The organism is Ignavibacteria bacterium, assembly GCA_013177855.1.
GTDB lineage: Bacteria > Bacteroidota > Ignavibacteria > Ch128b > Ch128b > Ch128b.
Genome location: JABLYA010000001.1, coordinates 1,542,104 through 1,567,711 on the forward strand (window position 1 = coordinate 1,542,104; position 25,608 = coordinate 1,567,711).

Annotated in this window: 22 protein-coding genes; 17 read left to right on the forward strand and 5 right to left on the reverse strand. The window is 33.4% G+C overall.

Going from position 1 to position 25,608, the window contains the following annotated elements; genetic code table 11:
* Positions 1-313: 313 nt before the first annotated feature.
* Entirely contained in the window at positions 314-2,269 is a 1,956-nt protein-coding gene (locus HPY57_06415; protein NPV11405.1) for a hypothetical protein, read from the forward strand.
* A 74-nt stretch (positions 2,270-2,343) separates the two neighbouring features.
* Positions 2,344-3,729, forward strand: coding sequence for a T9SS type A sorting domain-containing protein (locus HPY57_06420; GenBank protein ID NPV11406.1), 1,386 nt, complete (start codon positions 2,344-2,346; stop codon positions 3,727-3,729).
* 207 nt (positions 3,730-3,936) lie between these two features.
* Here HPY57_06420 and HPY57_06425 read toward each other — a convergent pair whose 3' ends face one another.
* The 5 genes from HPY57_06425 to HPY57_06445 form a co-directional block, all read right to left on the reverse strand.
* The gene (locus tag HPY57_06425) at positions 3,937-4,953 is read right to left on the reverse strand and encodes a T9SS type A sorting domain-containing protein (GenBank protein ID NPV11407.1); all 1,017 of its coding nucleotides are present in this window, start codon (positions 4,951-4,953) and stop codon (positions 3,937-3,939) included.
* 3 nt (positions 4,954-4,956) lie between these two features.
* Positions 4,957-6,324, reverse strand: coding sequence for an insulinase family protein (locus HPY57_06430; GenBank protein ID NPV11408.1), 1,368 nt, complete (start codon positions 6,322-6,324; stop codon positions 4,957-4,959).
* A complete protein-coding gene (locus HPY57_06435) occupies positions 6,321-7,628 on the reverse strand; it encodes an insulinase family protein (protein ID NPV11409.1) in 1,308 nt (435 codons plus the stop codon). Before HPY57_06435 ends, HPY57_06430 begins: the two co-directional genes overlap by 4 nt.
* 19 nt (positions 7,629-7,647) lie before the next feature.
* Positions 7,648-8,058, reverse strand: coding sequence for a methylmalonyl-CoA epimerase (mce, locus tag HPY57_06440; protein ID NPV11410.1), 411 nt, complete (start codon positions 8,056-8,058; stop codon positions 7,648-7,650).
* A gap of 239 nt (positions 8,059-8,297) precedes the next feature.
* Positions 8,298-9,353, reverse strand: coding sequence for a class I fructose-bisphosphate aldolase (locus HPY57_06445; protein NPV11411.1), 1,056 nt, complete (start codon positions 9,351-9,353; stop codon positions 8,298-8,300).
* 284 nt (positions 9,354-9,637) lie between these two features.
* Between HPY57_06445 and HPY57_06450 the strand changes: the two genes are divergently transcribed.
* From HPY57_06450 to HPY57_06520, 15 genes are all read left to right on the forward strand, one after another.
* On the forward strand, positions 9,638-10,441 hold the full coding sequence (locus tag HPY57_06450; protein ID NPV11412.1) for an isoprenyl transferase: 804 nt from the start codon (positions 9,638-9,640) through the stop codon (positions 10,439-10,441).
* Entirely contained in the window at positions 10,413-12,917 is a 2,505-nt protein-coding gene (gene bamA, locus HPY57_06455) for an outer membrane protein assembly factor BamA (GenBank protein ID NPV11413.1), read from the forward strand. Before HPY57_06450 ends, bamA begins: the two co-directional genes overlap by 29 nt.
* Before the next feature lie 44 nt (positions 12,918-12,961).
* Positions 12,962-13,477, forward strand: coding sequence for an OmpH family outer membrane protein (locus tag HPY57_06460; GenBank protein ID NPV11414.1), 516 nt, complete (start codon positions 12,962-12,964; stop codon positions 13,475-13,477).
* 12 nt (positions 13,478-13,489) lie between these two features.
* Positions 13,490-13,993 carry an OmpH family outer membrane protein gene (locus tag HPY57_06465; GenBank protein NPV11415.1) on the forward strand — a complete coding sequence of 168 codons (504 nt, stop codon included), beginning with the start codon at positions 13,490-13,492 and terminating at the stop codon, positions 13,991-13,993.
* A gap of 4 nt (positions 13,994-13,997) precedes the next feature.
* Positions 13,998-15,044: a UDP-3-O-(3-hydroxymyristoyl)glucosamine N-acyltransferase gene (lpxD, locus tag HPY57_06470; GenBank protein ID NPV11416.1), complete on the forward strand. Its 1,047-nt coding sequence runs from the start codon at positions 13,998-14,000 to the stop codon at positions 15,042-15,044.
* A 10-nt stretch (positions 15,045-15,054) separates the two neighbouring features.
* Positions 15,055-16,473: a bifunctional UDP-3-O-[3-hydroxymyristoyl] N-acetylglucosamine deacetylase/3-hydroxyacyl-ACP dehydratase gene (locus HPY57_06475; GenBank protein NPV11417.1), complete on the forward strand. Its 1,419-nt coding sequence runs from the start codon at positions 15,055-15,057 to the stop codon at positions 16,471-16,473.
* 5 nt (positions 16,474-16,478) lie between these two features.
* Complete coding sequence (gene lpxA / locus HPY57_06480; GenBank protein ID NPV11418.1) at positions 16,479-17,252, forward strand: acyl-ACP--UDP-N-acetylglucosamine O-acyltransferase; 774 nt, start codon at positions 16,479-16,481, stop codon at positions 17,250-17,252.
* The gene (locus tag HPY57_06485) at positions 17,249-17,995 is read left to right on the forward strand and encodes a hypothetical protein (GenBank protein ID NPV11419.1); all 747 of its coding nucleotides are present in this window, start codon (positions 17,249-17,251) and stop codon (positions 17,993-17,995) included. Before lpxA ends, HPY57_06485 begins: the two co-directional genes overlap by 4 nt.
* Positions 17,992-18,807 (forward strand): 3-methyl-2-oxobutanoate hydroxymethyltransferase, encoded by an 816-nt coding sequence (gene panB, locus HPY57_06490; GenBank protein ID NPV11420.1) that lies wholly within the window; start codon positions 17,992-17,994, stop codon positions 18,805-18,807. Before HPY57_06485 ends, panB begins: the two co-directional genes overlap by 4 nt.
* A 369-nt stretch (positions 18,808-19,176) precedes the next feature.
* Positions 19,177-20,205: an ATP-grasp domain-containing protein gene (locus HPY57_06495; GenBank protein ID NPV11421.1), complete on the forward strand. Its 1,029-nt coding sequence runs from the start codon at positions 19,177-19,179 to the stop codon at positions 20,203-20,205.
* Positions 20,202-21,251 carry an ATP-grasp domain-containing protein gene (locus HPY57_06500; GenBank protein ID NPV11422.1) on the forward strand — a complete coding sequence of 350 codons (1,050 nt, stop codon included), beginning with the start codon at positions 20,202-20,204 and terminating at the stop codon, positions 21,249-21,251. Before HPY57_06495 ends, HPY57_06500 begins: the two co-directional genes overlap by 4 nt.
* The gene (locus HPY57_06505; protein NPV11423.1) at positions 21,248-21,733 is read left to right on the forward strand and encodes a GNAT family N-acetyltransferase; all 486 of its coding nucleotides are present in this window, start codon (positions 21,248-21,250) and stop codon (positions 21,731-21,733) included. The genes HPY57_06500 and HPY57_06505 overlap by 4 nt, the downstream gene beginning before the upstream one ends.
* Before the next feature lie 2 nt (positions 21,734-21,735).
* Positions 21,736-22,875 carry a KamA family radical SAM protein gene (locus HPY57_06510; GenBank protein NPV11424.1) on the forward strand — a complete coding sequence of 380 codons (1,140 nt, stop codon included), beginning with the start codon at positions 21,736-21,738 and terminating at the stop codon, positions 22,873-22,875.
* A 157-nt stretch (positions 22,876-23,032) separates the two neighbouring features.
* Positions 23,033-24,451, forward strand: coding sequence for a nicotinate phosphoribosyltransferase (locus HPY57_06515; protein ID NPV11425.1), 1,419 nt, complete (start codon positions 23,033-23,035; stop codon positions 24,449-24,451).
* Positions 24,448-24,990: a nicotinamidase gene (locus tag HPY57_06520; GenBank protein ID NPV11426.1), complete on the forward strand. Its 543-nt coding sequence runs from the start codon at positions 24,448-24,450 to the stop codon at positions 24,988-24,990. The genes HPY57_06515 and HPY57_06520 overlap by 4 nt, the downstream gene beginning before the upstream one ends.
* Positions 24,991-25,608 lie beyond the last annotated feature (618 nt).

Below are 25,608 nucleotides of genomic sequence, written 5' to 3' on the forward strand. Positions count from 1 at the left end.
CTATTCTCGATTAATATTTCTCAAAGAATTTCCATTCTTATTTCAACTCACCAGTTATATCAAATCCGGCAATGAAATTCGTTTACTATTTTCATTATACTTAACAAAATTCTTTTTTTACTTCATTGAGCAAGACATATAATTTGTTTTGGGCATTAAAATTCGGGAGAAATATTTAGCAGATAGTTTTGTTATTCAATAAAAGATTTTAATGGGAAATCTAATAACAGTTCTTTTAATGAAATGTAAAGTCAAATTATTGATTTTGTTTTTTAGAAAATTTAACTTGACTCAACAAAAGCGGGAGTTCAAAATGAATAAAAATCTTAAACTCATAAAGTTTCTCCCCCTTCTTTTAATCATCTCTTCTTTAATTTTCACCGGTTTTGGCAGCGAAAAAAACAGAGCAGCGAAAATTAAATCTTTACAGACAGATAGTTACTATCTTAAACTTGACCGTTTTGAATTACCTTTTACGAACAATGGAATACTGGCTGATGTGGTAATTTCGTCAAATGAGCCTCAAGCTAAGTTTGATGGCAAACAGGTTATTTTCTCTGGGGGGTTCTTAATTGGTGGACTAATGTACGCTGGTTCTCCATCTGAGCGTTTTTGGATCAATGGAGTATTCACCAGCTCTCGTGTTGAAGATTATATTCCGGGAAAAGTTGGTATGGATAAAAACGATCCAAAAGCTAAGCTTTACATTGTTCAAAGTTCAGATCCACCATTTTCTCAAAGCTGGCTGGAGTGGAAAAATGCGGTTGAATTAGGAGCAGAATTTTATGACGGTGATAATGATGGTGTTTACAACCCCGTTGATAAAAATGGAAATGGCATCTGGGATGCAGACGAAGATAAACCAAATTTAATTGGTGATTTCACAGCATGGTGCGTTTATAATGATGGGGTTCCGCAAAATATTCGTCACTTTACATCAATACCACGATTAGGAATTGAAATTCAACAAACTTTATGGGCATATAAAACAATTCCTAAGCTGGCTAATTCTGTTTTTATTCGATATAGAATTAATTATAAAGGCACTAACGAATTTCCAGATTTAAATAAACTCGACAGCGTTATTTTTTCCTTTGTTAACGATTATGATCTTGGTAATTATACTGATGATTTATTTGGTACTGATACTTTGCTGCAATCGAATTATTGTTATAATGATGGCAGTGATGCTGAATTTGGAAATAATCCTCCTGTTATTATGTCACAGCTTTTGCAGGGACCTTATGCTTTCATCCCTAATGTATCATTTGTTGATGCAAATGGTAATGGGATTTATGATTCGGGTGATACACCTATTACTTCAGCTAAAATGCTAATTGGAATAAATAAGGTTCAAGAAATTCCCGGTGCGTTGAATTTAAATATTTCATCATCAAGCTCTCAATTCACAGGTATTGTGGAAATTCCTGAATATGCGTACTGGAATATTATTCAAGGATTAAATCCGGTTGGTCTAAAATACAATCCTTGTAATTTTGATTACGGAACAGTTGTAGGCGGAGTTAATTGTAATCAAGTCAATCCATATTTCTTGTTTTCGGGTGATCCTGTTACTAATGTTGGATGGATTAATATTCGGAGTTCTGATGTCCGAGGTTTTCTCAATGTCGGCAGGTTCACACTTGAGAAGAATAAACCAGTTGATGTAATAGTTGCTTATGCAATTGGAAGGGGAACTGATCCCATCAATAGTCTTATTGAAACTCGTAAAGTCGCAGCACTAAATAAGTTGTTTTATGAAATGAATTTTATTCAAACAAAAACATTGCCAACAACAGAATTAAAAATGAGAAGCTTTGAGGATAGATTGGATATATTCTGGCAAACTGCGAATGATTTTCAATTTAAGGATTTTATGGTTACATCTGCTGGAGATACTTTAATAAATACCGAATTTGAAGCTTATGAGTTGTGGGCTCATTCAACACCTGAGCTTTATTATGGACCAGATACAAGTCGTTCAAAAAAAGTTGCCGGTTTTGATGTTAAGAATGATATTGAAAGATTGTTTTTTGTGGACGACGATGGAATTACGATTAAAAATGTTTTCTCAAATTACACTCAACTTGACCCAGTAATTTATTCAAATTCAAATAGAGGATATATTTTGGTTTCTCTCACCGAAAATCCATTTACAGGTAAAAAGTTGAAGAAAGGGGAAAGACTTTATTTTTCACTTCGAAAAATTTATTTGAATAAAACTTCAACAGAGTTGTTCAGATCAAAGATAAACCCAAAAGTTATTTAGTTATTACAAAGAGTTTTGGACTAAGGGAGAAAATTTCAGACCTGTACGAATTTAGAGTTGGTGAGTATTTCAATATGCCTTTAAATTTGATGTCCCCGCCTATTTCTGCTCAGTTGAATACAACAGAGAGTGAAATTTATTTTGAGGAAGTAGATAATACTCAATTGACAGATGATGAATATCAATTAAGTTTCTTTAAGGATCTATCTACTACAGATTACTCAATGTTCTGGCGATTAAAAAATTTAACTAAGAACAGAATATTGCTTGACTCACAAAAGGTATATTTCAATTTAGATGATAGACCAATTGTTGTTGAAGGGTTGTATCCAAAGATAAGCTGGGTTGAACCAGAAATTAAAAATGTTAATTATAAACCTGAAAACAATAAATGGTTTGGTGACTTTAGAAGCGAGATTTCGGGTATTTTTTATTTAGGTCCTGAAAAAGTAAAAGGAGTTTCTGCATATAATATTCTTCCATTGGGTAATGTGGGAACAAAAAAATCCTCCTTAACGACTTTTGATAAATTAAGGAGAATTGAAATTCGTTTTGGCAAATCTCAAAAAGCTTACAGATTTGTCTCAAATTCGTTGGGAACAAGATACTTAAGTGGCGCAAGTACTGAAGGGGTATCAGGAATATGGTACCCAGGTGAATATTTTGTTGATGTTCCTTTTCAAGTCTGGATAAAAGATGATAGGTTTGGTGAAGAAAAACAACTTACCTGTGGTTTTATAGAAGCAAGAGCACCTTTAGGTGGAAATCCTGATGGTGAATGGGATCCCGGTACAAATATTAGTTTAACACGAGAATACATTATTATATTTAATCAACCCTACAATCCTTCTGGAAATCAAATGGAGTATGTTGGTTATCTTCCAACAACGGGAACGAAAGTTTATGCAGATTTGAATGGATGGAATCCACCGGCGGAAGCCAATTTTACACCTGAACAGATTGCACGGGCAAAATCTCCGTGGTTTGATGCTTTGCTTGTAGTTGGTTTAGAAAGAACTTCAGTTGATACATTTTATAAACCTGGAGATATTTTAACAATACCAATCTCGTATGTAATTACTTCAAGAGATACTTTTTATTATAGATCAAAATCAAAAATGAATAAATTAACTCTTGAGGAGAAGAAATCGCAGGTAAGCAAGATTAATGTGTTTCCAAATCCATACTTTGAATGGGAAGATTTTAGAGCAGTCAGAAACGGTGTAATAATTTTTTCAAACTTGCCGGAAGAAGTAACTATAAAGATTTATACACTGTCTGGCAATTTAGTTAGAACTTTGACAGAAAATGATAAATCATCAATAACTTCTCCATTTATCGAATGGGATTTAAGAAATGAGAATGGCAAGAAAGTTGCCGATGGAATTTATCTCGCTCATATTAAAACAAAATTTGGAGATAAGGTTCTAAAATTCTCGATTGTTAAGCAGAAAAGATAAATTATTCAAAATTTAATTCATCCAATTCCTCAAAGTTCAATTAGAGCTTTGAGGAATTTTCATTTTAAATAATAATTGTTCTTGAGTTTGTGGGTTTAAGAGACTTATTTACCAAAAGTAAAATAAGGAAATTGCTTGCTTTACTTTTCGGGCTGAAAGTAAAATAAGAAATCTAAAAACAGAGGAATTTCAAAAAATTGAAATGATTTACTTCGCGTAAACCATAGCTTTTACTTTGATACCCGAATCAGTTTTCAATTTATAGTAATAAATTCCAGACGATAAATTAAACTCTCCGGCTTCAAAATAAGCTTGATGCAATCCGGATTTTAATTCGCCATCAATAAAAGTTGTGATTTCTCGCCCGAGTATATCGAAGATTTTGAGATTGACTTTTTCGTTTCTCTTTAAATTAAACTGAATGATAGTCGAACCATTGAAAGGATTTGGATAATTCTGATAAAGTTCAAAGTTCTCGATAATTTTATTCTCATTTTCTACTAATGTTGGAGTTTTGAATTCAACAAGCTCACGCATTGAACCAGGAATAAATAAATTCAGAGTATCAATTGAAAATGGTTCCTGAATCGATTTAATGATATATCTTCCCTGAGCAAGCCAATCGTTAAATGGAATTGTGACTATATCAATTCCAATCGGTGGAAGCGGTGGAGGCAGGGCAACCAGATATTGAACTTTAATTTCAGTCCTAAATTTTACAGCATTGAAAAATCCAGCTGGAACTGTAACAGTATCAAGACCAAGTCTTGCTCCGCGCATAAGAAATCTTAATGGAAGTGTTCCAAGCTGTGGAACCGTTAGAGTTGTATCAAATCTATAAATTTGATAGAAAGTGCCAAGCGAAGTTCCAAATCTGTAATATTCAAACCAATCGGGCAATTTGAAAGTTATTAATGTATCGATTTCTAAATCTCTTTGATGAATGAAAATGCTTTGAGTTGAAGCAGAAACCCAATTTGTATCTCCAATCTCAACTCCGGCGGGTCGTGATACAATAAAAAGAGTTTGTCTACCTAAAAAGTTTTGATAAGCCACAGATGAATCAATAATTACTTGTGGTTCACCAACCGGATTTCCAAGTGAATCAAGCAGATAAACATTATTAACCCACACATTTCCAACTTCAATCGGTAAATATTGCTGCGCATTTTGTGAGTAGAGAATTGAACCCATTAAAATCGAAAGAAGAATAAACTTCCTCATTGCTCACTCCACTAAAATTTCATAACTAATTTGCTGAACTTCAACGAATTTTTCCAGCTGAGATTTTATCTCTTTCGAATCACCTACTACGACAATCAAAACATTATTTTCCGGGAAATATTCTCTTATAACTTGCTGAATTTTTTCTTGAGAAGTGTTCTTAATTTTTTCAGAGAAGTTTGTCAATAATTCTTTGTCTTTATTATAGAATATGATTTCAGTTAAAGAATTCACAAATCCTTCAGGGGATTGAAGATTTCTTGAAAGATCGCCAATTAGATAATTCTTAGCCTTTTTTATTTCCCAGTCACTAACACCGGACTTTTTTAATTTTTTTAATTCATCAAGAATGATTTGAATAACTTCGCCGACTGTTTGATTTTTAGTAAATGTAGATATTAAAAATTTCCCACTTTGCTTCAGCATTTGAAATGAACTTCTTGCTCCATAAGTCAAGCTTCTCTTTACTCTTATTTCTTCAACAAGCCGGGATGTAAATCCATCGCCTAAAATCGTATTAACGATTGATATTGGGATTTCGTCAGGATTGTTTTGACTTATTCCAATGTTACCAACACGAATTTGTGCCTGTGTTAATCCAGGTTTATCTACAAGGATTAACTTTAAATTTGAAAGCTTTTGAATAGGTTGATCATTTAATTTTATCTTTTCACCTTTTTGCCAATTTGAAAATAAATTTTTTATAAGTTGTTCCGCCTCTTGAGTATCGATATCTCCATAAAAAAGAATGGTGGTTTCGTTTGGAACGAAATAAGTTTTGTAGTGATTGCGAATTTGTCTCGCTGAGATATTATCAATCTGTTTTACAGTTCCACGAATTGATTGAGAGTAAGGATGTCCGTTAAAAATAAATTTATTGAAAAATTGATTAGCAACATAAGTTGGATTTTCGAGAGAAGATTTTAATTCTGAAATTAACTTATCTTTCTCTTTATCAATTTCTTTAGAATCAAAAGCCGGTGAAGTTAGAATTTCAGCTAAGATGTTCATTCCATCTTGAAAATTGTATTTTAAGAATTCAGTTGATACAAGAGTGTAATCGTAATTTGTAGAGATATTTATTGTTGATCCAAGAAATTCAAATTCTTCCGCAATCTGCTGAGCAGTTCGTTTTGTTGTTCCTTTCAAAAGCAATTGCCCGGTTAGGTAAGTCAATCCCTGATACTTTTGCGGATCAAGACGCGCTCCGCCGTTGAAAATAACTCTAACTTGAACAAGCGGAAGCTTTTTGTTTGGGACTATAACATATTTTAATCCGTTATCAAGATTTTTTATTTCAAAATCAGAAACGGTTTGAGCATTAAGTGTATAAATGCAAATTAGAAGCAGAGTTAATAATATCTTTTTCATTGCTTTTCACTTTTTGGTTTTGAAATGATAATTGTTCTTGAACTACTTGAAAAATATTTTTGAGCGACTCTCTGAATTTCTTGTGGGGTTACCTGAGCATATTTATCTACAACTTTGAAAAGATTATTGTAATCTCCAGTCAATGTTTCAAAATATCCTAAAGCAAAGGAAAGTGCTTCGTTTGTTTTGAATGAGTCAAAGTATTCAAGGACTTTAGAGTTTTTTGCTTTTTCAATTTCGTTAGCCGTCACACCTTTTGTTTTGATATCTTCCAAAATTTTTTCAATCTCTGGTAAAAGTTTTTCGAATTCTTTTTCACCTCTTGCCTGAGCATAAATTTTGAAAAGCCCTGGATCTTCCATTTGATCCTGATATGCGTAAGCTTCAGTTATTAATTTCTTTTCTTCACTTAAAACTTTGTTGAATCTTGAACTTAAACCTTTGCTTAATATATTAGCTAACAAATCCATTGCATAGAAATCGCTGTCGTTAATCGAGCAAGATTTATATCCTATCATCAAAGATGGCAATTCAACTTCTTGATAAAGAGTTATTATTTTTTCTCCGCTTTGATCTGGTTCGGTGATTTTTTTATAAGCAGGAATTTTTGCTTTTGGAATTTTTTCAAAATATCTGGCTATTAATTTTTTTGCTTGGGCTTTGTTGAAATTGCCGGTTAAAATTAGAACAGAATTGTTAGGCGAATAATAAGTTTTATAAAAATATTTACAATCATCTAAGGTAATGTTTTTCAAATCATTCATCCATCCAATAACAGGTTGACGATAAAGGTGAGAGACAAAAGCATTTGCATAAAGTTCTTCTTCCATTTTTTGTTGTGGATTATTATCAACACTTAACCTTCTTTCTTCCATTACAATGTATCGTTCTTGTTCAAGATTTTCAGAATCTAGTTTTAATGCTTTCATTCTGTCCGCTTCCATATCTAAAATTAGCTCGAGTTTGTCTGAATTAAATTCTTCCCAGTAATTAGTGAAATCATTCCAGGTGCTTCCGTTTGAATAGCCGCCGTTTTCTTCGAGAATTTTATCAAACATACCTGGTTTATATTTTGCTGAGCCATTAAACATCATATGTTCAAAAAGGTGTGAAATACCTGTAGTGCCAGGTGACTCATATTTCCCGCCAACTTTGAAAAAAATTCGAAAACAAATGCTCGGCACTTCATTGTTTGGTGAAAGAATTACTTTCATCCCGTTTTTTAAGTAATAACTTTCAATATCAAGATTTTGGGCGGATAATTTTAGAGTGATTAGTAATGTTAAAAAGAAAAATTTTTTCATTGTGATTTTATCCCTGAGTTTAATTCTCTTTTTTTGTTTGACAGAATTCTGTTAAAACACCATTTACTGATTTTGGATGAATGAAAGCAATTAAAAAATCTTCAGCACCAATTCTTGGTTTTTCGTCAATAAGACTGAAATTCAACTCTTTAAGCTCATTTAATTTGTTCTGCAAATCATCAACTTCAAAAGCAATGTGATGTATTCCTTCGCCGCGTTTTTCAATGAATTTTGCAATTGGACTATCTGAAGAAGTGGCTTCCAATAATTCAATTTTTGTTTCACCAACTTTTAAAAATGCAGTTCTGACTTTTTGATCTTCCACTTCTTCGATTTTATAACAATTCGTCTCCAAAAGTTTTTCAAATAATGGAATTGCCTGCTCAAGATTTCTTACAGCAATTCCTATGTGTTCAATTTTTTTTACCATATGAAACCACCAGATTTTACATTCAAAATAATATTAAAGGAAAGAAAAAGTAAGAACTATTTAAAGAATTTTATTCAAATCAGTTTTGAGCTCATAAAAAAATCTTGCATTATATTTGAATTACTGTGATCTTTCTGGATTATTTAATTTAAATACAACTGCCAATCTTGAGATTTAAAACAAAAAACGCCAGTCTTAAAAAATTAAAACTGGCGTTTCGCATTTAAGAACTCAACTAATTATGCAACAGTTACATCTTTGCAGAGATAAACATCTTGAATTGCGTTCAGCAATTTCACACCTTCATTCATCGGTTTCTGGAATGCTTTTCTGCCAGAAATCAATCCCATTCCACCAGCTCGCTTGTTAATGACAGCAGTTCTTACGGCTTCAGCAAAATCATTCTCTCCAGAAGGACCACCAGAATTTATTAATCCAATTCGGCCCATATAGTTATTTACAACTTGATATCTTGTTAAATCAATTGGATGATCACTTGTTAACTGCTCATAAACTTTCTTGTGTGTCTTCCCGAATTTTAGAGCGTTATATCCGCCGTTTGTTTCTGGAAGTTTTTGTTTGATAATATCTGCTTCGATTGTTGCACCTAAATGATTTGCCTGTCCGGTTAAATCGGCTGCAACATGATAATCTTTGTCACCAACTTTGAAAGCAGAATTTCTCAAATAACACCAGAGAATTGTAACCATTCCAAGTTCGTGAGCATACTGGAATGCTTGTGAAATTTCCTGAATTTGTCTCTTTGATTCAGCAGAACCAAAATAAATTGTCGCACCAATTGCAACAGCACCGAGATCAAAAGCTTGTTTAACTGATGCGAATAAAATTTGGTCGTAAGTATTTGGATAACTCAAAAATTCGTTGTGATTTATTTTAAGTATGAAAGGAATTTTATGAGCATATTTTCTTGCAACTGATCCTAATACGCCAAGAGTTGATGCAACAGCATTGCACCCGCCTTCAATAGCGAGCTTTACAATGTTTTCAGGATCAAAGTAAATTGGATTTGGGGCAAATGATGCGCCAGCAGAGTGTTCAATTCCCTGATCTACTGGAAGAATTGAGAGGTAACCAGTTCCTGCAAGTCTGCCAGTATTAAATAAAAGCTGAAGATTTCTTAGAACCTGAGGATTTCTATCGGAAGGAACAAAAATTCTGTCAACAAAATCAGGTCCAGGAAGATGAAGCATATCTTTTGGAACGGTTTTGCATTCATGCTTTAGAAGATAATCTGCTTCATTGCCTAAAAGTTTTACAATTTCATCTATTGTCATTGTTATATCTCCAATTTTAGTTGTGGTTTAAACAAATATAAAAAAATCGTTCAGGACTTTTATTTTTCATTTGACAAATAAGGAGTAGAAGAAACTGATGACAAAGTCTAAGCTGACTGAAAACATTAAAAAATTTAAGTATAACTTGAAACTTTTTTGAGTAAATGGTTTACAAAGAAGATAAAAAATGAAGATTTTATGCATTAATCGCTCTTATTTTTTTTTCGTTTTAATCTTAGTAAATTGTTTTGCTTTAATCAATTAAATAAAGAGAATGGTTTACGATAGTGCAATCAACTGAGGATCAAAAACTTCAAGAAAAGCTTAAAAATCGGGGAAATTTGCCAAGACATATCGCCATTATCATGGATGGTAATGGCAGATGGGCTAAAAAAAGAGGATTACCTCGAGTCGCAGGCCATTCTGAAGGTGTTAAATCTGTCCGTGATGTAGTCGAAGCCTGTGCTGAACTTGGAATTGAATATTTAACACTCTACGCTTTTTCCACTGAAAACTGGAGAAGGCCCAAAGAAGAAGTTTCAACATTAATGAAATTATTACTAAAAACTTTAAAGACAGAAACCGATGAACTTCATAAGAATAATATTCGATTAAGAATGATCGGAGATTTTGAAAGTTTACCTGAAGCTGTCCAGAAGCAATTGAAAGAGGCTATCAAAAAGACAGAGAAAAATACAAGATTAAATTTAATTTTAGCTTTGAGTTACTCAGGAAGATGGGATATACTTCAAGCCACAAAAAAAATTGCTGACGATATATCACATAAAAAAATTAAAAAATCTGAAATCGATGAAAATACTTTCAAAAAATATCTTTCAACCGCAGAATTCCCCGAACCAGATTTGTTAATCAGAACAAGCGGAGAGATGAGAGTAAGCAATTTTCTATTATGGGAAATTGCGTACACCGAACTATATGTAACAGAAACTCTCTGGCCAGATTTTAGGAGAAAAGAACTTTATAAAGCGATTGAAGATTATCAGAAAAGAGAAAGAAAATTCGGTTTAGTCAGTGAACAGATAAAAGGATATGGAAAAAATGCTCTTCTACTCAGGCAAACAAAATAAAATTCATCTTTTGATTCTTTTCGTTCTAATTTGTCTATTATTCAATCAGACATTCGCTCAACAAGTTTTGCCTACCTACAAAATTCTTGGAATTTCGGTCGAGGGGAATGTAACTGCCGATCCGACTGTTATCATAGCATCGAGCGGACTTAAAATTGGTGATGTAATTCAAGTCCCTGGTGATGCAACAATAAATGCAATAAAAAGAATCCTTGCTCTGAATATTTTCTCCGATGTTCAACTCATTAAAGAAAGACAAATTGGTGATGGAATTTATATCCTCATCAAAGTACAGGAATTTCCAAGGCTTGAAGATTTCGTTTTTGTTGGCAATGATGAGATAAGTGAGAAAGATCTAAAGAAAGAAGTCACATTAATAAAAGGACAAACATTAAAACCACAGGATATCAGTAAACTTAAAAGAAATATTCTTCGTCTTTACGAAGAAAAGGGAATGTTGAATGCTGAAATTTCTGCATCACTTCTTGAATTTTCGAAAGTTGATACAACTAAGAAGAAACTTTTGATTCACTGGATAAACAAGTATGATCCCGAAGATACATACACAACAGAAATTAGTCTGAGCGATAAACCTGATGCAGAAACTATCAAAAGAATTCAAAATCGAGTTTTATTAAAAATTAAAATCGACGAAGGGAATGTTGTTCTTGTAAAGAAAATTAATTTCTACGGCAATAAGAATTTCTCTAAAAGTAAATTGTTAAGCCAATTTGATGAGATTGTTGAAAAAAGATGGTGGCGTTTCTGGAAAAAAGAAAAGTTCGATAAAAAGAATTTCGAAAAAGACAAAGAAGCTTTAGTCAAATTTTATAAAAAGAACGGCTATAAAGATATAACGATATTAAAAGATTCTATTTATACAGACGAAAGCAAAAAAAATCTTTACATTGATATTTATCTTTATGAAGGCCCCCAGTACAAAGTCAGAAATATACAATGGATTGGAAATACCGTTTTTTCAACCGATGTATTGAACAAAAGACTTGGATTCGAAAAAGGTGATATTTTCGATTATGAAAAATTTGAAAGAAATCTGAGACAGAATGAACAACAAACCGATGTTTCTTCGCTTTATTTTGATAATGGCTATCTTGGATTTTCTCTTAAAACTGAAGAAGTAAAAGTTGCAGAAGATTCACTCGATATCATTATCAAAATCGCAGAAAGAAATCAGTTTAAAATTGGTCAGGTAGAAATTAAAGGTAACGATAAAACGATGGATAAAGTGATTCGTCGTGAATTGTTTACTAGACCTGGTGATTATTTCAATCGTGCTTTGCTTTTGAGAAGTTTGCAGCAACTCGCAAATCTCCAGTATTTTAATCCAGAAAAACTTTATCAAGAAGGACTTGATTATTTCCCTTCGAACGATTCAACAGTCGATATAACTTATAAAGTTGAAGAAAAATCCAGTGATTACTTAAATGCTTCGGTAGGTTACAGCGGGAGCTGGGGTTTTAGCGGTGCGGTCGGAATCACATTAACAAACTTTTCGCTTGCTCATCCTTTTACGCTCGGCGGCGGTCAAGTTCTAAACTTTAACTGGCAATTTGGGATTGGAAATTACTACAGAACCTTTCAGCTCGGTTTCACTGAGCCTTGGTTTATGGATACACCTACTTCAATTGGATTCGATGTTTTCGATACAAGACAAATTTATATTTATGAGCTCAGACAATACGGTGGGAGCGTTAGAGTTGGAAGAAGACTTTCCTGGCCCGATGATTATTTTATGGTTAATGGAAGTTTTAGATATTATATGAACGATGTTAAAGGCGGCGGTGGTTATTACCGCGAAGGAATGTATAAACAATATTCATTGACTTTTGGAATTGGAAGAAAAGATATTGATAACCCAATCTTCCCAAGCACAGGAAGTAATCTCGGAATTGATTTTGATTTATCCGGTGGTCCATTTCTTCCTGGCGATGTAGATTATTTGAAAGCTGATATTAACCTAGAAGTTTATAGGAGATTATTTGGTACAAATAAAGTTACTCTCTTTTTAGGAAATTATTACGGCTTTATCTACGAACTTGTGCCAAATACTCCAATTCAACCTTTTGAATATTATTATATGGGTGGGAGCGGTTTAATTATTGCAACTGAACCTTTGCGAGGTTACGATGACCGTTCAATTGGACCCAAAAATGTTAATGGAAATGTAATTGGCGGTAAAATATTTTCGAGAAATACTTTTGAATTAAGATTTGCTGTAACTCTTCAACCTATGCCTCTCTATGTTCTTGCTTTTGCAGAGGCTGGAAATGTCTGGAGAGATATGAAAGATGTTAATATATTTGATTTAAAGAGGAGTGTCGGATTCGGTGCGCGTGTGTTAATAAATCCAATTGGAATGATAGGCTTTGATTTCGGTTATGGATTTGATAGAAAATCAGTAAGTGGTTACGATCCGCAATGGATCTTCCACTTCCAATTTGGTAGAGGAATGTAAAACAAAAACAAATTAAGAGGTTAAAAGTGAAAGCGTTAAAATTAATTTTACCTTTGATTTTGCTTGTATCAAATTTATTATTTGCACAACAACCAGCAGTTAAAATTGGTGTTGTAGATTCAGAAATAATTTTGAGTCAGCTCCCTGAATACAAAAAAGCCCAAGATCAATTAAATGAAATCGTTAAAAAATGGCAGGCCGAACTTGATAGTCTCTCAATCGAATATCAAGAACGCATTGATAATTATCGTAAACAAGAAGCTCTGATGAGTGATGAAGTTAAGCTGAAAGAACAACAAGAGATAATGAAACTCGAACAGGAAATTTATAATTTCCGTCAAAGAAGATTTGGACAACAGGGTGACTTTGCTCAGAAGCAAGAAGAATTACTTACACCAATAAAACAAAACATCATCAAAGCAATTGAGAAAGTTGCTAAAGAAGAAAAAGTTACAATTGTTTTCGATAAAGCTGGTGATGTTGTGGTTTTGTATTCAGATCCGTCTTATGATTTAACATTTAAAGTTTTAGATCAATTAAGACGCGGGAAAGTCAAATAATAAGAGGCTTTTATGAAAAAGCTAATCATTCTCTCCGCATTATTTTTTGCTCTTCCAATTTTTGCTCAGGTAAAAATTGGTTATATAAATTCTGAAGCAATTATGAAAGAACTTCCCGAAGCTCAGGATGCTCAACGAAAACTTGATAATCTGGTTCAAGAATGGCAAGCAGAACTCAGAAAACTTGAATCGGAATGGAAACAAAAATATGATGCTTACGATCGTGATAAATTAATTATGAGTGATCAAACAAGAGCCGAAAAAGAAAAAGAACTTGTTGATCTTGAAAATAGAATTATGCAATACCGCGAGCAAAAATTTGGACAAAATGGCGAGCTCTTCCAGAAGCAGGAAGAATTTATGAAACCAATTCAAAACAAAATTTTCAATGCTCTTGAAAAAATAGCTAAAGAAGAAGGATATGATTTTGTTTTCGATAAGAGCGGTGAAATCCTTCTCCTTTATGCAAATGAAAAATATGATTTAACCAACAAGGTCTTACAAGCATTAAAATAATTCTATGAATATCACAGTAGAAGAGATTGCCGAGCTTGTTAATGGTGAAGTTGTCGGTAATAAAAATAAAGTGATTAAAAATGTTGCAAAGATCGAAGAAGCAGGTGAAGACGATCTTACATTTTTATATCAAGATAAATACGAAAAATTTTTAAATCCTGCTTCTTCTTTTGCAATACTTGTAAAAAAAGACTTCACCAAAAATTTCCCCGCATTAACTTTAATTAAAGTTGCTGACCCTTATCTTTCTTTCATCAAAGTAATTGAGAAGTATTTTCTACCAGAAGTAGAATTACCTCCGTTATTTGATAAAAAACCCGAAGAGGTTAGCTTTACTTTTGGAAAAAATTTTAGATGCGGAGAGAATGTTTCTATTGGAAAGAATTGTAGAATTGGTGATAATGTAACTATTTATTCAAATGTGTCTATTTTGAATGATGTTGAAATTGGTAATGATACAATCATCTATCCAAATGTAACAATTCGTGAAAGATGCAAAGTTGGCAACAGAAATATTATTCATGCAGGGGTTGTAATTGGCAGTGATGGTTTTGGTTATTACAAAAAACCTGATAAGACATACAAGAAAATTCCACAGATTGGAATTGTAGTTCTTGAAGATGATGTAGAAGTCGGAGCAAATACTTGCATTGATCGAGCAACAATAGGCGAGACAAGAATCAAAAAAGGAACAAAGATCGATAACCTTGTTCAAATTGCTCACAATGTAGTTATTGGTGAAAATTGTGCCGTCTCTGGTCAGACTGGATTTGCCGGAAGCACAAAAGTTGGTAACAATGTAATCATTGCTGGTCAGGTAGGTTTTGCTGATCATATTGAAGTTGAAGATGATGTAGTTGTAATGGCTCAATCGGGAGTATCTCACAGCTTAAAAAAAGGGAAAGTTTATTTTGGATATCCAGCTATGGAAGTTAGAGAAGCATTTAAATTAAATGCTTTGATTAGAAATCTTCCAGAGCTGAGCGAAAAATTATTTAAATTGAACAAACGTATCGATGAACTTGAACAAAGACTAAAAGAGAGTAAATAGGAGAAATTTTATGGTTGAACAACAGCGTACCATTGCAAAACCAGTTACAGTTTCAGGGATTGGTATTCATACTGGTACAGAATGTACAATGACATTTAAACCTGCACCAGAAAATTATGGAATTAGATTTATTCGCGTAGATCTTGGTGGTAATCCAGAAATTCCTGCAATCGTTGAAAATGTTGTTGATGTTTCAAGAGGAACCACAATCGCTGTTGGGGAAGCGAAGGTTCATACCGTTGAACATGTTCTTGCTGCAGTTTATGGATTGAAAATTGACAACTTAAAAATTGAACTTGATGGAATTGAACCGCCAATTGGTGATGGAAGTGCAAAACTTTATGTTGACGCACTTCTTGAAGCTGGTATTGTGGAACAGGAAGCGCCTAAAGATTATTTAGTAATTGATCAAACAGTTATGTATCACGACGAAGAAAGAGGAATTGATATAGTTGCACTTCCTCTTGATGACTTTAGAATTACAATAATGATTGATTACAACAATCCTGCTCTCGGAAGTCAGCATTCAAGTTTATTTAGCCTTGAAAAAGAATTTATTACAGAGTATTCCACTGCAAGAACATTTTGCTTTTTAAGCGAAGTTGAACAACTCGTTAATCAAAATTTAATAAAAGGCGGAGATATTGATAACGCTGTTGTAATTGTTGACAGAAAACTTGATGAAAAAGAATTAAACAATTTAGCTCAAAAGTTAAATATCAAACATCCTTTGTTCATTGGTGAAAATGGAATTCTAAATAACGAGACTCTCCGATTCAAAAATGAACCTGCGCGTCACAAAGTTTTAGATTTGATTGGTGATCTTGCATTAATTGGTGTCCCGCTTAAAGCACAAATTTTAGCAGCTCGCCCTGGTCATAGAGCAAATGTTGAATTTGCTCGAATGATTAGAAAACTTTATCAGCAGAAAAAACTTGAGAAGAAATATCAATTTATTAAAAAGGAAGGCGTTGTATTTGATGCAAATGCAATTCTCAGAATCCTTCCCCATCGTTATCCTTTTGTGCTTGTCGATAAGATCGTTGATTTGAAAATGGGAGAAAGAGTCGTTGGTATTAAAAATGTAACTATCAACGAACCATATTTTCAGGGACATTTCCCGGGACAAATGGTTATGCCCGGCGTCTTGATTATTGAAGCTCTTGCCCAAACAAGTGGAATTTTGCTCCTTAATTCTATCCCTGATTTTGAAAATAGTTTAGTTTACTTTATGGCTATTAACAATGCAAAATTTAGAAAACCAGTTGTTCCAGGTGATCAGTTAGTTTTAGAAGTTGAACTTGTAAATTCAAGAAGCAAAACATTCACAATGAAGGGAAGAGCCATCGTTGATGGAAATCTTGCCGCCGAAGCTGAATTTATGGCTGCAGTTGTTCCAAAAGAAGAAAGTCAAAAATCACAGAAATAAGACTTATGCCTGAAATTCATCCTACCTCAATTGTATCAAGCGAAGCACAGATCGCAGATGATGTTGTAATTGGTCCCTTCTGTATTGTTGAAGGAGATGTAAAAATTGACAGCGGAACAAAATTATTAAGTCATGTTGTCGTTTATAATGGTGCAAGAATCGGAAAGAACAATAAAATTTTTCCGGGCGCTGTAATTGCTGCTGTCCCCCAAGATTTAAAATTTAATAATGAATATACAGAAGTCTTTATCGGTGATAATAATACAATTAGAGAAGCCGTTACGATAAGTCGGGCAACTTCGGCAACAAAAAAAACAATTGTTGGAAATAATTGCCTTTTGATGGCTTATGTTCACATTGCTCATGATTGTGTGGTTGGTAATAATTGTATTCTTGCTAATTCGGTTGAGCTTGCTGGTCATGTGCATGTTGAAGATTATGTTATCATTGGCGGTCTGACGGGTGTTCATCAATTTACAAGTATCGGGCAGCATGCGATGATTGGTGCTTGTTCAAAAATTGTGAAAGACATTCCTCCTTACACTTTATTCAGCGGCAATCCGATACATTACGAAGGATTAAACATCATTGGATTGAAGCGGCGTGGATTTTCAGTTGATGCAATCACCTCACTCAAGGAAGCTTATAATATTCTTTACAGTCCATTCTTTAATACTACTCAAGCTGTTGAAAAAATCAGGAATGAAATTAAACAGACAAGCGAAGTAAAAAATCTTTTGGACTTTATTGAAAAAAGTCGTCGCGGAATTAGTAAATGAAAGAATGGTACTATATAGATACGGGGAAAAACACCGGCACCTTTAATATGGATTTTGATTTAAAGCTTGTTGAAAAAGTTAGGGAAGAAAGAATTCCATTTTTACGTTTCTATCAATGGCAGCCTTTTTCTATTTCTTTGGGCTACCATCAAAAAATCGAATCGATTAATTCAAAATTATGCGAAAAAGATTCCATTGATATTGTTAGAAGACCAACCGGCGGCAGAGCAATTTTGCATTCCGATGAATTAACCTACTCCGTTACAATACCCCTTGATTTGTTTTCTCCGCACGAAGTTTATTATAAAATTAATTATGCATTGCTTGAGGGATTACATCTCTATGATGAAAAATTGAAGTCGGTTGAACTCGAAAAATCACAGATTGATTTCAAGAATTTTTACAAATCATCTCGTTCTATTCCTTGCTTTTCAAGTTCAGCAAGAAATGAAATTAAATTTCAAAACAAAAAGCTTGTAGGTTCAGCACAAAGAGTTATTAATGATATAACTCTTCAGCATGGTTCAATTTTAATTGGAGATTATCACAAAAGAATAGTTGATTACCTTAACTTAAATGATGAAGAAAGAAAAATTTTAAGAAGCGATCTTGATGAAAAAACAATTTCATTAAAAGAAATTCTCAACTCTGAAATTGATCTGGAAAAATTAAAATATTGCTTAAAAAAAGGTTTTGAAAAAGTTTTTGAAGTAAATTTTATCGAGAGTGAGGTGATGGTATGAGCTCGACATCAGAAATTAAGAAAGTTACCACGAGAAGAATTCAGGAGATGAAAGATAACGGCGAAAAAATAACTGCACTTACAGCATATGATTTTTTAATTGCTCGCCTCTGTGATCGTGCTGGGATTGATATTATTCTTGTGGGCGATTCGCTTGGAAATGTTTTTCAAGGACATTTGACAACATTGCCAGTCACTCTCGACGATATGATTTATCATACAAAAGCTGTCCAACGTGGTGTCAAAAGAGCAATGATTGTTGTTGATATGCCCTTTATGTCTTACCAGACAAACATCGAAGAAGCATTTAGAAATGCTGGAAGAATTATGAAAGAAACTGATGCAGGTGCAGTGAAAATTGAAGGTGGTGAAATTTTTGCGGAAACAGTTGCAAAGCTTACTGCAAATGGAATTCCAGTAATGGGGCACATTGGATTAACACCACAATCGATTCATCGTTTCGGTGGTTATCAGCCAAGAGGAAGAGAAAAAGAAGAAGCTCAGCAATTAATTCGTGATGCTAAAGCGCTTGAAGAGGCAGGTGCTTTTGCTATTGTAATTGAAAAAGTACCAGCAAAACTTGCAAAGAGAATTACTCAATCCGTTAAAATTCCAACAATCGGAATCGGCGCAGGAAAATTTGTTGATGGACAGATACTCGTTGTGTATGATATGCTTGGTTTGACAGAAGAATTTAATCCTCGATTTGTTAGAAAGTATGCTCATCTCTCTGAAACTATCTTCGATGCATTTAAACATTATATCGAAGATGTTCGAAGCGGCAATTTCCCAAACGAGAAAGAAAGTTATTAATAATCACTTCTCCGAGTTTTAATCATTAATCATTTCATAAAAATATTTTTAAACACATCAAACAAAATCTTATCTCTCGCATTAAGAATTTTTTTGAGTATGAAAAAGAATTAATAAAAACTTGAATAATGTTTTCTTCTTATTTCAAAAAATCATTCACATCATTTTCAACAAGAAAAATTTTTTTATCAACTCACACATCACTCATCAAAAAAAATTTTTAAAATCATTCAAAAACTATTGACAAAAAATTTATAAATCATATATTAGCAAGTGAATTAAGTGAATATGTTGAACAAATTGAGAGAGTGATTTATTAGTACTTATACTTCTTCTGGAAAAAAATTAAATGTTGTTCTCACCTATAACATTAAGCAGGAAGGTTTTGACACTCCATCGGCTAAGTATCCTTTTCTCAAAAAATTCAATTACAATTCTGAGATCAATCAAGATACTTTTGCAGAATGGGACACTGAAGAAACAATTAATGCCGTCAGAGATGCACTCGCATTATATCACAATGTAACTTTAGTTGAAGCTGATAATGATGCATTCGAAACATTCCGTGAGTTAAATCCCGATATCGTGTTCAATATTGCAGAAGGTTTTAATGGAATTAGTCGTGAAGCCCAGATTCCTGCCATGCTTGAATTCTTAAATATTCCATACACTGGTTCAGATCCTGTCACACTTGGAATTTGTTTAGATAAATCTCGAACAAAAGAAATACTTTCGTTTTATAAGATTCCAACCCCTCAATTTGTTTTGATCGATAAAGATGATGATTATAGTTCAATTGATTTTCCTTTGCCTGCTATCGTAAAACCGGTTGCAGAAGGTTCGAGCAAAGGAATATATAATTCATCGGTTGTGAGAACAAAAGAAGAATTATTAAGAGAAATTCAAAAAATACATCAGATTTATAATCAATCTGCACTGGTCGAAAAATTTCTGGAAGGAAGAGAATTTACCGTTGCAATTCTTGGAAATGGAAAAGATGCAAAAGTTTTGCCAATTATTGAGATGAAATTTGAAGAATTGCCGGAAGGAGTTTTGCCAATTTATTCTTATGAAGCGAAATGGATTTTCGATACAAGAGAAGATCCTCTTGATATTTATGAATGTCCAGCCAATATAGATGAAAGATTAAGAACTCAGATTGAAAAAATTGCGCTTGCAACATATCGAGTTTTGCGATGCCGAGATTGGTCAAGAATTGATATCAGACTTGATGAAAATGATGTTCCAAATGTACTTGAGATAAATCCTTTACCGGGAATTTTGCCCGATCCAAAAGATAATTCCTGTTATCCAAAAGCTGCAAGAGCAGCTGGAATGACTTACGAGGAAATGATAAATGCAGTTTTGAATGAAGCAAGAAAAAGATATGGAATATGAAAGAAGATATTAAAATACTTTTAGTATATAACCAACCAGTTGGTGGAATATTCGAAAGTTATGATGGCAGGAGGATAAAATCTGAATCTTCTAACTCAATAGATTTATCTGAAGTTGGTGTTTTAGAAGAGTATGAAGAAATTAAAGAAGCATTAACTGAAAGAGGATATAAAACAGAATCTTTTAATCTTCTTGATAACATTAGTGAATTATGTTCAAAAGTTGGAGCGGGGAATTATGATGTTGTCTTCAATTTAGTTGAGAGTGTTGGCGGTGAATCAATTAAAGAGATGTATGTTGCTGGAATTTATGAACTTTATAATATCCCTTACACTGGATGCAGCGCTGTTACTCTTGGTCTTTGTTTGAATAAACATCGTGCAAAATTGCTAATGAAGGGAGCTGGATTTAATGTCCCGGACTGGAAACTTTATGCGAATCCATCAAAAATAATTTTTGATTCAAAACCTGAATTTCCAATGATTGTGAAACCATCACAGGAAGATGCAAGTGTTGGAATAAGTGAGCAATCGGTTGTATATAATGAAAATGAATTAAAAGAGCAGCTTGAATTTATTTATAATACTTTAAAGCAGCCAGTTTTGGTTGAAGAATATATTGAAGGAAGAGAAATTAATTCAGCTATTCTTGGTGATAAAGAAAAAGTCGCTCTTCCACTTTCTGAAATTAGCTTTGATACTTTGCCAGATGATCTACCAAAGATTGTAACTTATGACGGCAAGTGGATTAAAGATAGTCTTTACTGTCAAAATACAATCCCTGTGTGCCCTGCACCGCTTGATGATGAACTTGCAGAACATATAAAGAGAATTGCTCTAGATGTTTCAAATCTTTTCGGTTGCCGAGATTACTGCCGGGTTGATTTTCGAATTGATAAAAATAATAAACCTTACATTCTTGAAGTAAATCCAAATCCAGATATCTCAAAAGATGCTGGTTTTGCCAGAGCAGCGAAAGCGTACGGATTAGATTATGATGAACTTTTAATTCGCATAATTGAATTTGCTTTAGAAAGAAGAAAATGAAAATTCGAGAAATGAAAAAAGAAGACAGAGAAAAATTAAAAGATATTTTATTTAGAACAGAAAATTTTTCACTCGAAGAGAAAGAAGTAGGATTAGAATTAATTGATATTGCCTTGAATAATCCAGAACAAAAAGATTATTTCTTCAAAGTTGCCGAAGAAAATGGAAAAGTTTTAGGATATTACTGCATAGGTCATCGTGCATTAACTGATGGAGTTTATGATTTGTATTGGATTGTTGTTGATCCTGGAACACGCGGTTCAGGAGTTGGATCACAATTGATAAAAGATGCTGAAGAATTTGTTGCATCAAAAAATGGAAGATTAATTTTAGCAGAAACATCATCGCGTGATGACTATCAAACTACAAGAAATTTTTATAAGAAAAACAATTACAATGAACTTGCTATCATCAAAGACTTTTACAAACAGGGTGATAGCTTAATAATCTTCGGCAAATACTTACAAAATCAAGGGGATTAACTATGGAACTCTGGCAAAAAATGATCAGAGACAGCATTCATTCAGTCGATCAACTCGTCGAGAAATTTAAACTCGATAGACGAGTGGCTGAAAGACTGGATAAATTCTTCCAGGCTCGCATCAATCCATATTATCTTAGTTTGATCCGTTATCCTGGCGATCCAATATGGTTGCAATGCGTTCCAGATGAAACAGAACTAAATGATATTGACGCTCCTGAAGATCCTTTGGGTGAAGATTCAATGAGTCCTGTTCCAAATATAACTCACAGATATCCTGATCGTGTTCTCTTTCTTACAACGAGCCAGTGTGGAATGTACTGTCGATTCTGTACAAGGAAGAGAAAGGTTGGTGATTCATCCAAAATTTCAATGCGAGGTCTTGAGGCAGCATTCAAATACATTGAAGAGCATAAAGAAATTCGAGATGTTATTCTTTCTGGTGGCGATCCATTGATGTTAACTGATGCAATGCTTGAAAAAATTCTTCAAAGATTAAGACAAATTCCTCATGTTGAAATAATTCGTCTCGGTACTCGAATGCCAGTAGTTCTTCCACATCGAATTACCCCGAAACTTGTAAGGATGCTGAAGAAATATCATCCAATTTATGTGAATACTCATTTTAATCATCCCTGGGAAATTACTCCTGAAAGCAAACGAGCCTGCGAACTTTTAGCCGATGCTGGAATTCCGATTGGTAATCAAACCGTACTTATGAAAGGCGTAAATGATGATCCAGAAGTTATTAAAGAACTTTTCAGAAAATTACTTTTAATGAGAGTTAGACCTTATTACTTGTATCAAGCTGATTTGACAAAAGGTGCAAATCATTTCAGAACACCTGTGAAAGTCGGTCTCGAAATTATGGATAAATTGCGTGGACATACATCGGGACTTGCAGTTCCATATTATGTTATTGATGCACCTGGCGGTGGTGGAAAAATTCCATTGCTTCCTCAATACGTTTTGTATCAGGATGATGAAAAATTAATTCTTAGAAATTACAAATATGAAACTTTCGTTTATCCAGATGTTAAGCCTGAAGAATACAGATCCGGTATCCCTGTTCAAACAGAAACTTACGAAAGCAATTCAACTATTTCGTTACCTGTAATTCAATACCAGAACGAAAACGAATGATTTAAAATTTTAGTTAATCGAAAAGGTTTAGCGGATAAACTCTGCTAAACCTTTTTTAATTTTAAAAACATATCTCGCTTAAAACGGAAGTTCTGAATTTTCAATTTGTCTAATTTTATTTCTTAAATTCTTTTGCTTTTTATATTTTTTAATTGCTATGAAAAATCTATTTGAAAACTTCGGCCTTTATCTTGATTATTATGAGCTTACAATGGCTCAGGGTTATTTTTTGAGCAATCGACGCAATTTAAAAGCAACCTTCGATTACTTTTTCCGCAAAAATCCTTTTGGTTCTGGTTATACAGTTTTTGCAGGAGTTTCCGATTTACTTGAGTTATTAAAAATTTTTCGTTTTGGAAGTGAAGCAATTGATTTTTTGAAATCGAAAGGCTTTAAAGATGAATTTCTCGACTACTTGAAAGAATTTCGTTTTGCTGGAAGTATTTATTCTGCTAGAGAAGGTGAAATTGTTTTTCCTTACGAGCCTTTAATTAGAGTCGAGGGAAATATTATTGAAACTCAGATTATTGAGTCACTTCTTCTTAATCTAATTAATTTTGAATCATTGATTGCAACAAAAGCAAAAAGAATTCGATTTGCGGCAAAAGATAAAATTATATCTGACTTTGGATTAAGAAGAGGTCAGGGACTGGCATCTTTATTTGCAAGTCGAGCTGCGGTAATTGGTGGAGTGAACAGTACTTCTAATGTTTTAGCAGCATTTAATTATGATTTAATTCCAGCTGGTACTCAAGCTCACTCCTGGATTCAAAGTTTCGAAAATGAACTCGAGGCTTTTAGAAAGTTTGCCGAGTTTTATCCTGATAATTGTATTCTTCTTGTTGATACATTCGACACACTGCGGAGTGGAATTCCAAATGCGATTAAAGTTGCAAAGGAGCTTGAGCAAAAGGGTAAAAGATTGAAAGCAATTCGATTAGATAGTGGTGACCTTGCTTACTTCTCAAAGAAAGCAAGAAAAATGTTAGACGAGGCTGGATTGAATTATGTGAAAATTGTCGCTTCTAATCAGCTCGATGAATATCTAATTAAAAGTCTTGACGAACAAAATGCACCAATTGATTTCTTTGGTGTTGGGACAAATCTAATTACCGGTCAGAAAGATGCAGCGTTGGATGGTGTTTATAAAATCTGTCAGATTGAAGATAATCCAACAATTAAATTATCTGAAGATATTAGCAAAGTAACTTTACCGGGACCAAAAAAGATTTACCGTTATTTTAATGGTGAAGGAAAATTCTATGCTGATTGTATCGCGTTGATTGATGAAGATGAAATTGACTTAATGATTCATCCGTTCGATATTTATAAAAAATGTAATTTGAAAGAATTGAAAAGAGAAGAAATTCTGGAACAGGTTGTAAAAAATGGTGATGTAATTGTTCCCGAAAAATCTGTAAATGAGATTGCATCTTATTCTGAATTTCGTTTCTCGCAACTGCCTGATGAACATAAGAGATTTGAGTATCCCCATATCTATAAAGTTGGAATAACTCCGAAACTTTTAGAGCTTCGAGATAATTTAATCAGAAAAAATAAGGAGGGTAAATTATGAAAGCGTTATTTATTGTTGACCTTCAAAATGATTTTTGCCCGTGGGGAGCTTTACCAACTCCAAAAGGCGATGTAATTATTCCTGTATTGAACAAAATAATGGATAAATTCGATCTTGTTCTGGCTTCCAAGGATTGGCATCCGGAAGATTCAATTCATTTTCAAAAATGGCCTAAACATTGTGTTCAGAACACGAAAGGTGCAGATTTCCCCGATGGATTAAATACTGAAAAAATTAAGAAAGTATTTCTAAAAGGAACTGGCAATAAAGATGATGGTTACTCTGCCTTCGAAGCGACAAACGAAAATCTTGCTGAATTTCTGAGAAAGAATAATGTCGATGAGTTATATGTAACTGGTTTAACAGCTGAGTATTGTGTTAAACAGACGGTACTGGATTCATTGAAAAATGGATTTAAGACTTTTGTTATTAAGGATGGTGTTGAAGGAATCTATCAGAACGAGGGCGATGTTGAAAATGCTTTCAAAGAAATGGAACAAGCTGGAGCAATTCTCATTACTTCTAACGATTTGAAATAGATTAATCACACTCCGACTACTTTATAAAAATCTTTTAATTAAACTGATTTTATTTTTTTTGTCAGGCTGAGCTTGTCGAAGCCTGACGACAATTAAACTTAAAGCATTCTTTAAGGTCATACTTCGTCAAGTCTCAGGATGACCTCAAATTTTCGCTGTCATACTGAGTTCATCGAAGTATGACGGCGATTATTGAGAACATTTGAGTTAATATCATCCTTCGTCAAGGCTCAGGTTAACAATTCCTTAAAAAAATCATAATGGGTCGCTCCTATGGAGCTTAAATATTTTTTGTTGGTTTTGCTCTCTACTACAAATAGGTCGCTTCTACAAAGCTTTTAAAGAATAAAATTTAGTAGGTAAGAAAAATAAAAGTCGCGTAGTGATGAACGATTTGTAGCAGAATAATTACTGAGCCCGAAACAAATTGAAGTTGCATAGCAACGACCTCTTTGTAGAGAAAATTATGAACAACTAAAAAGCTAAAGTCGCGTAGCGACGACCTATCGTAGATATAATTATAAACCGCATAAAGAATTAAATCCAAAATGGAAGAAATTATTATAGAGAAAAACAATCACAAACAAAAAAATAAAAAAATAAAAACCCCGCAGGGGT

Coding starts and splice junctions, on each gene's coding strand:
- HPY57_06515 (NPV11425.1), top strand. CDS start 23,033: ATGAAAAATCTATTTGAAAACTTCGGCCTTTATCTTGATTATTATGAG.
- panB (NPV11420.1), top strand. CDS start 17,992: ATGAGCTCGACATCAGAAATTAAGAAAGTTACCACGAGAAGAATTCAG.
- HPY57_06465 (NPV11415.1), top strand. CDS start 13,490: ATGAAAAAGCTAATCATTCTCTCCGCATTATTTTTTGCTCTTCCAATT.
- HPY57_06510 (NPV11424.1), top strand. CDS start 21,736: ATGGAACTCTGGCAAAAAATGATCAGAGACAGCATTCATTCAGTCGAT.
- HPY57_06520 (NPV11426.1), top strand. CDS start 24,448: ATGAAAGCGTTATTTATTGTTGACCTTCAAAATGATTTTTGCCCGTGG.
- mce (NPV11410.1), bottom strand. CDS start 8,058: ATGGTAAAAAAAATTGAACACATAGGAATTGCTGTAAGAAATCTTGAG.
- HPY57_06505 (NPV11423.1), top strand. CDS start 21,248: ATGAAAATTCGAGAAATGAAAAAAGAAGACAGAGAAAAATTAAAAGAT.
- lpxD (NPV11416.1), top strand. CDS start 13,998: ATGAATATCACAGTAGAAGAGATTGCCGAGCTTGTTAATGGTGAAGTT.
- HPY57_06475 (NPV11417.1), top strand. CDS start 15,055: ATGGTTGAACAACAGCGTACCATTGCAAAACCAGTTACAGTTTCAGGG.
- HPY57_06430 (NPV11408.1), bottom strand. CDS start 6,324: ATGAAAAAGATATTATTAACTCTGCTTCTAATTTGCATTTATACACTT.
- HPY57_06485 (NPV11419.1), top strand. CDS start 17,249: ATGAAAGAATGGTACTATATAGATACGGGGAAAAACACCGGCACCTTT.
- HPY57_06420 (NPV11406.1), top strand. CDS start 2,344: ATGCCTTTAAATTTGATGTCCCCGCCTATTTCTGCTCAGTTGAATACA.
- HPY57_06500 (NPV11422.1), top strand. CDS start 20,202: ATGAAAGAAGATATTAAAATACTTTTAGTATATAACCAACCAGTTGGT.
- bamA (NPV11413.1), top strand. CDS start 10,413: ATGCTCTTCTACTCAGGCAAACAAAATAAAATTCATCTTTTGATTCTT.
- HPY57_06425 (NPV11407.1), bottom strand. CDS start 4,953: ATGAGGAAGTTTATTCTTCTTTCGATTTTAATGGGTTCAATTCTCTAC.
- lpxA (NPV11418.1), top strand. CDS start 16,479: ATGCCTGAAATTCATCCTACCTCAATTGTATCAAGCGAAGCACAGATC.
- HPY57_06445 (NPV11411.1), bottom strand. CDS start 9,353: ATGACAATAGATGAAATTGTAAAACTTTTAGGCAATGAAGCAGATTAT.
- HPY57_06435 (NPV11409.1), bottom strand. CDS start 7,628: ATGAAAAAATTTTTCTTTTTAACATTACTAATCACTCTAAAATTATCC.
- HPY57_06415 (NPV11405.1), top strand. CDS start 314: ATGAATAAAAATCTTAAACTCATAAAGTTTCTCCCCCTTCTTTTAATC.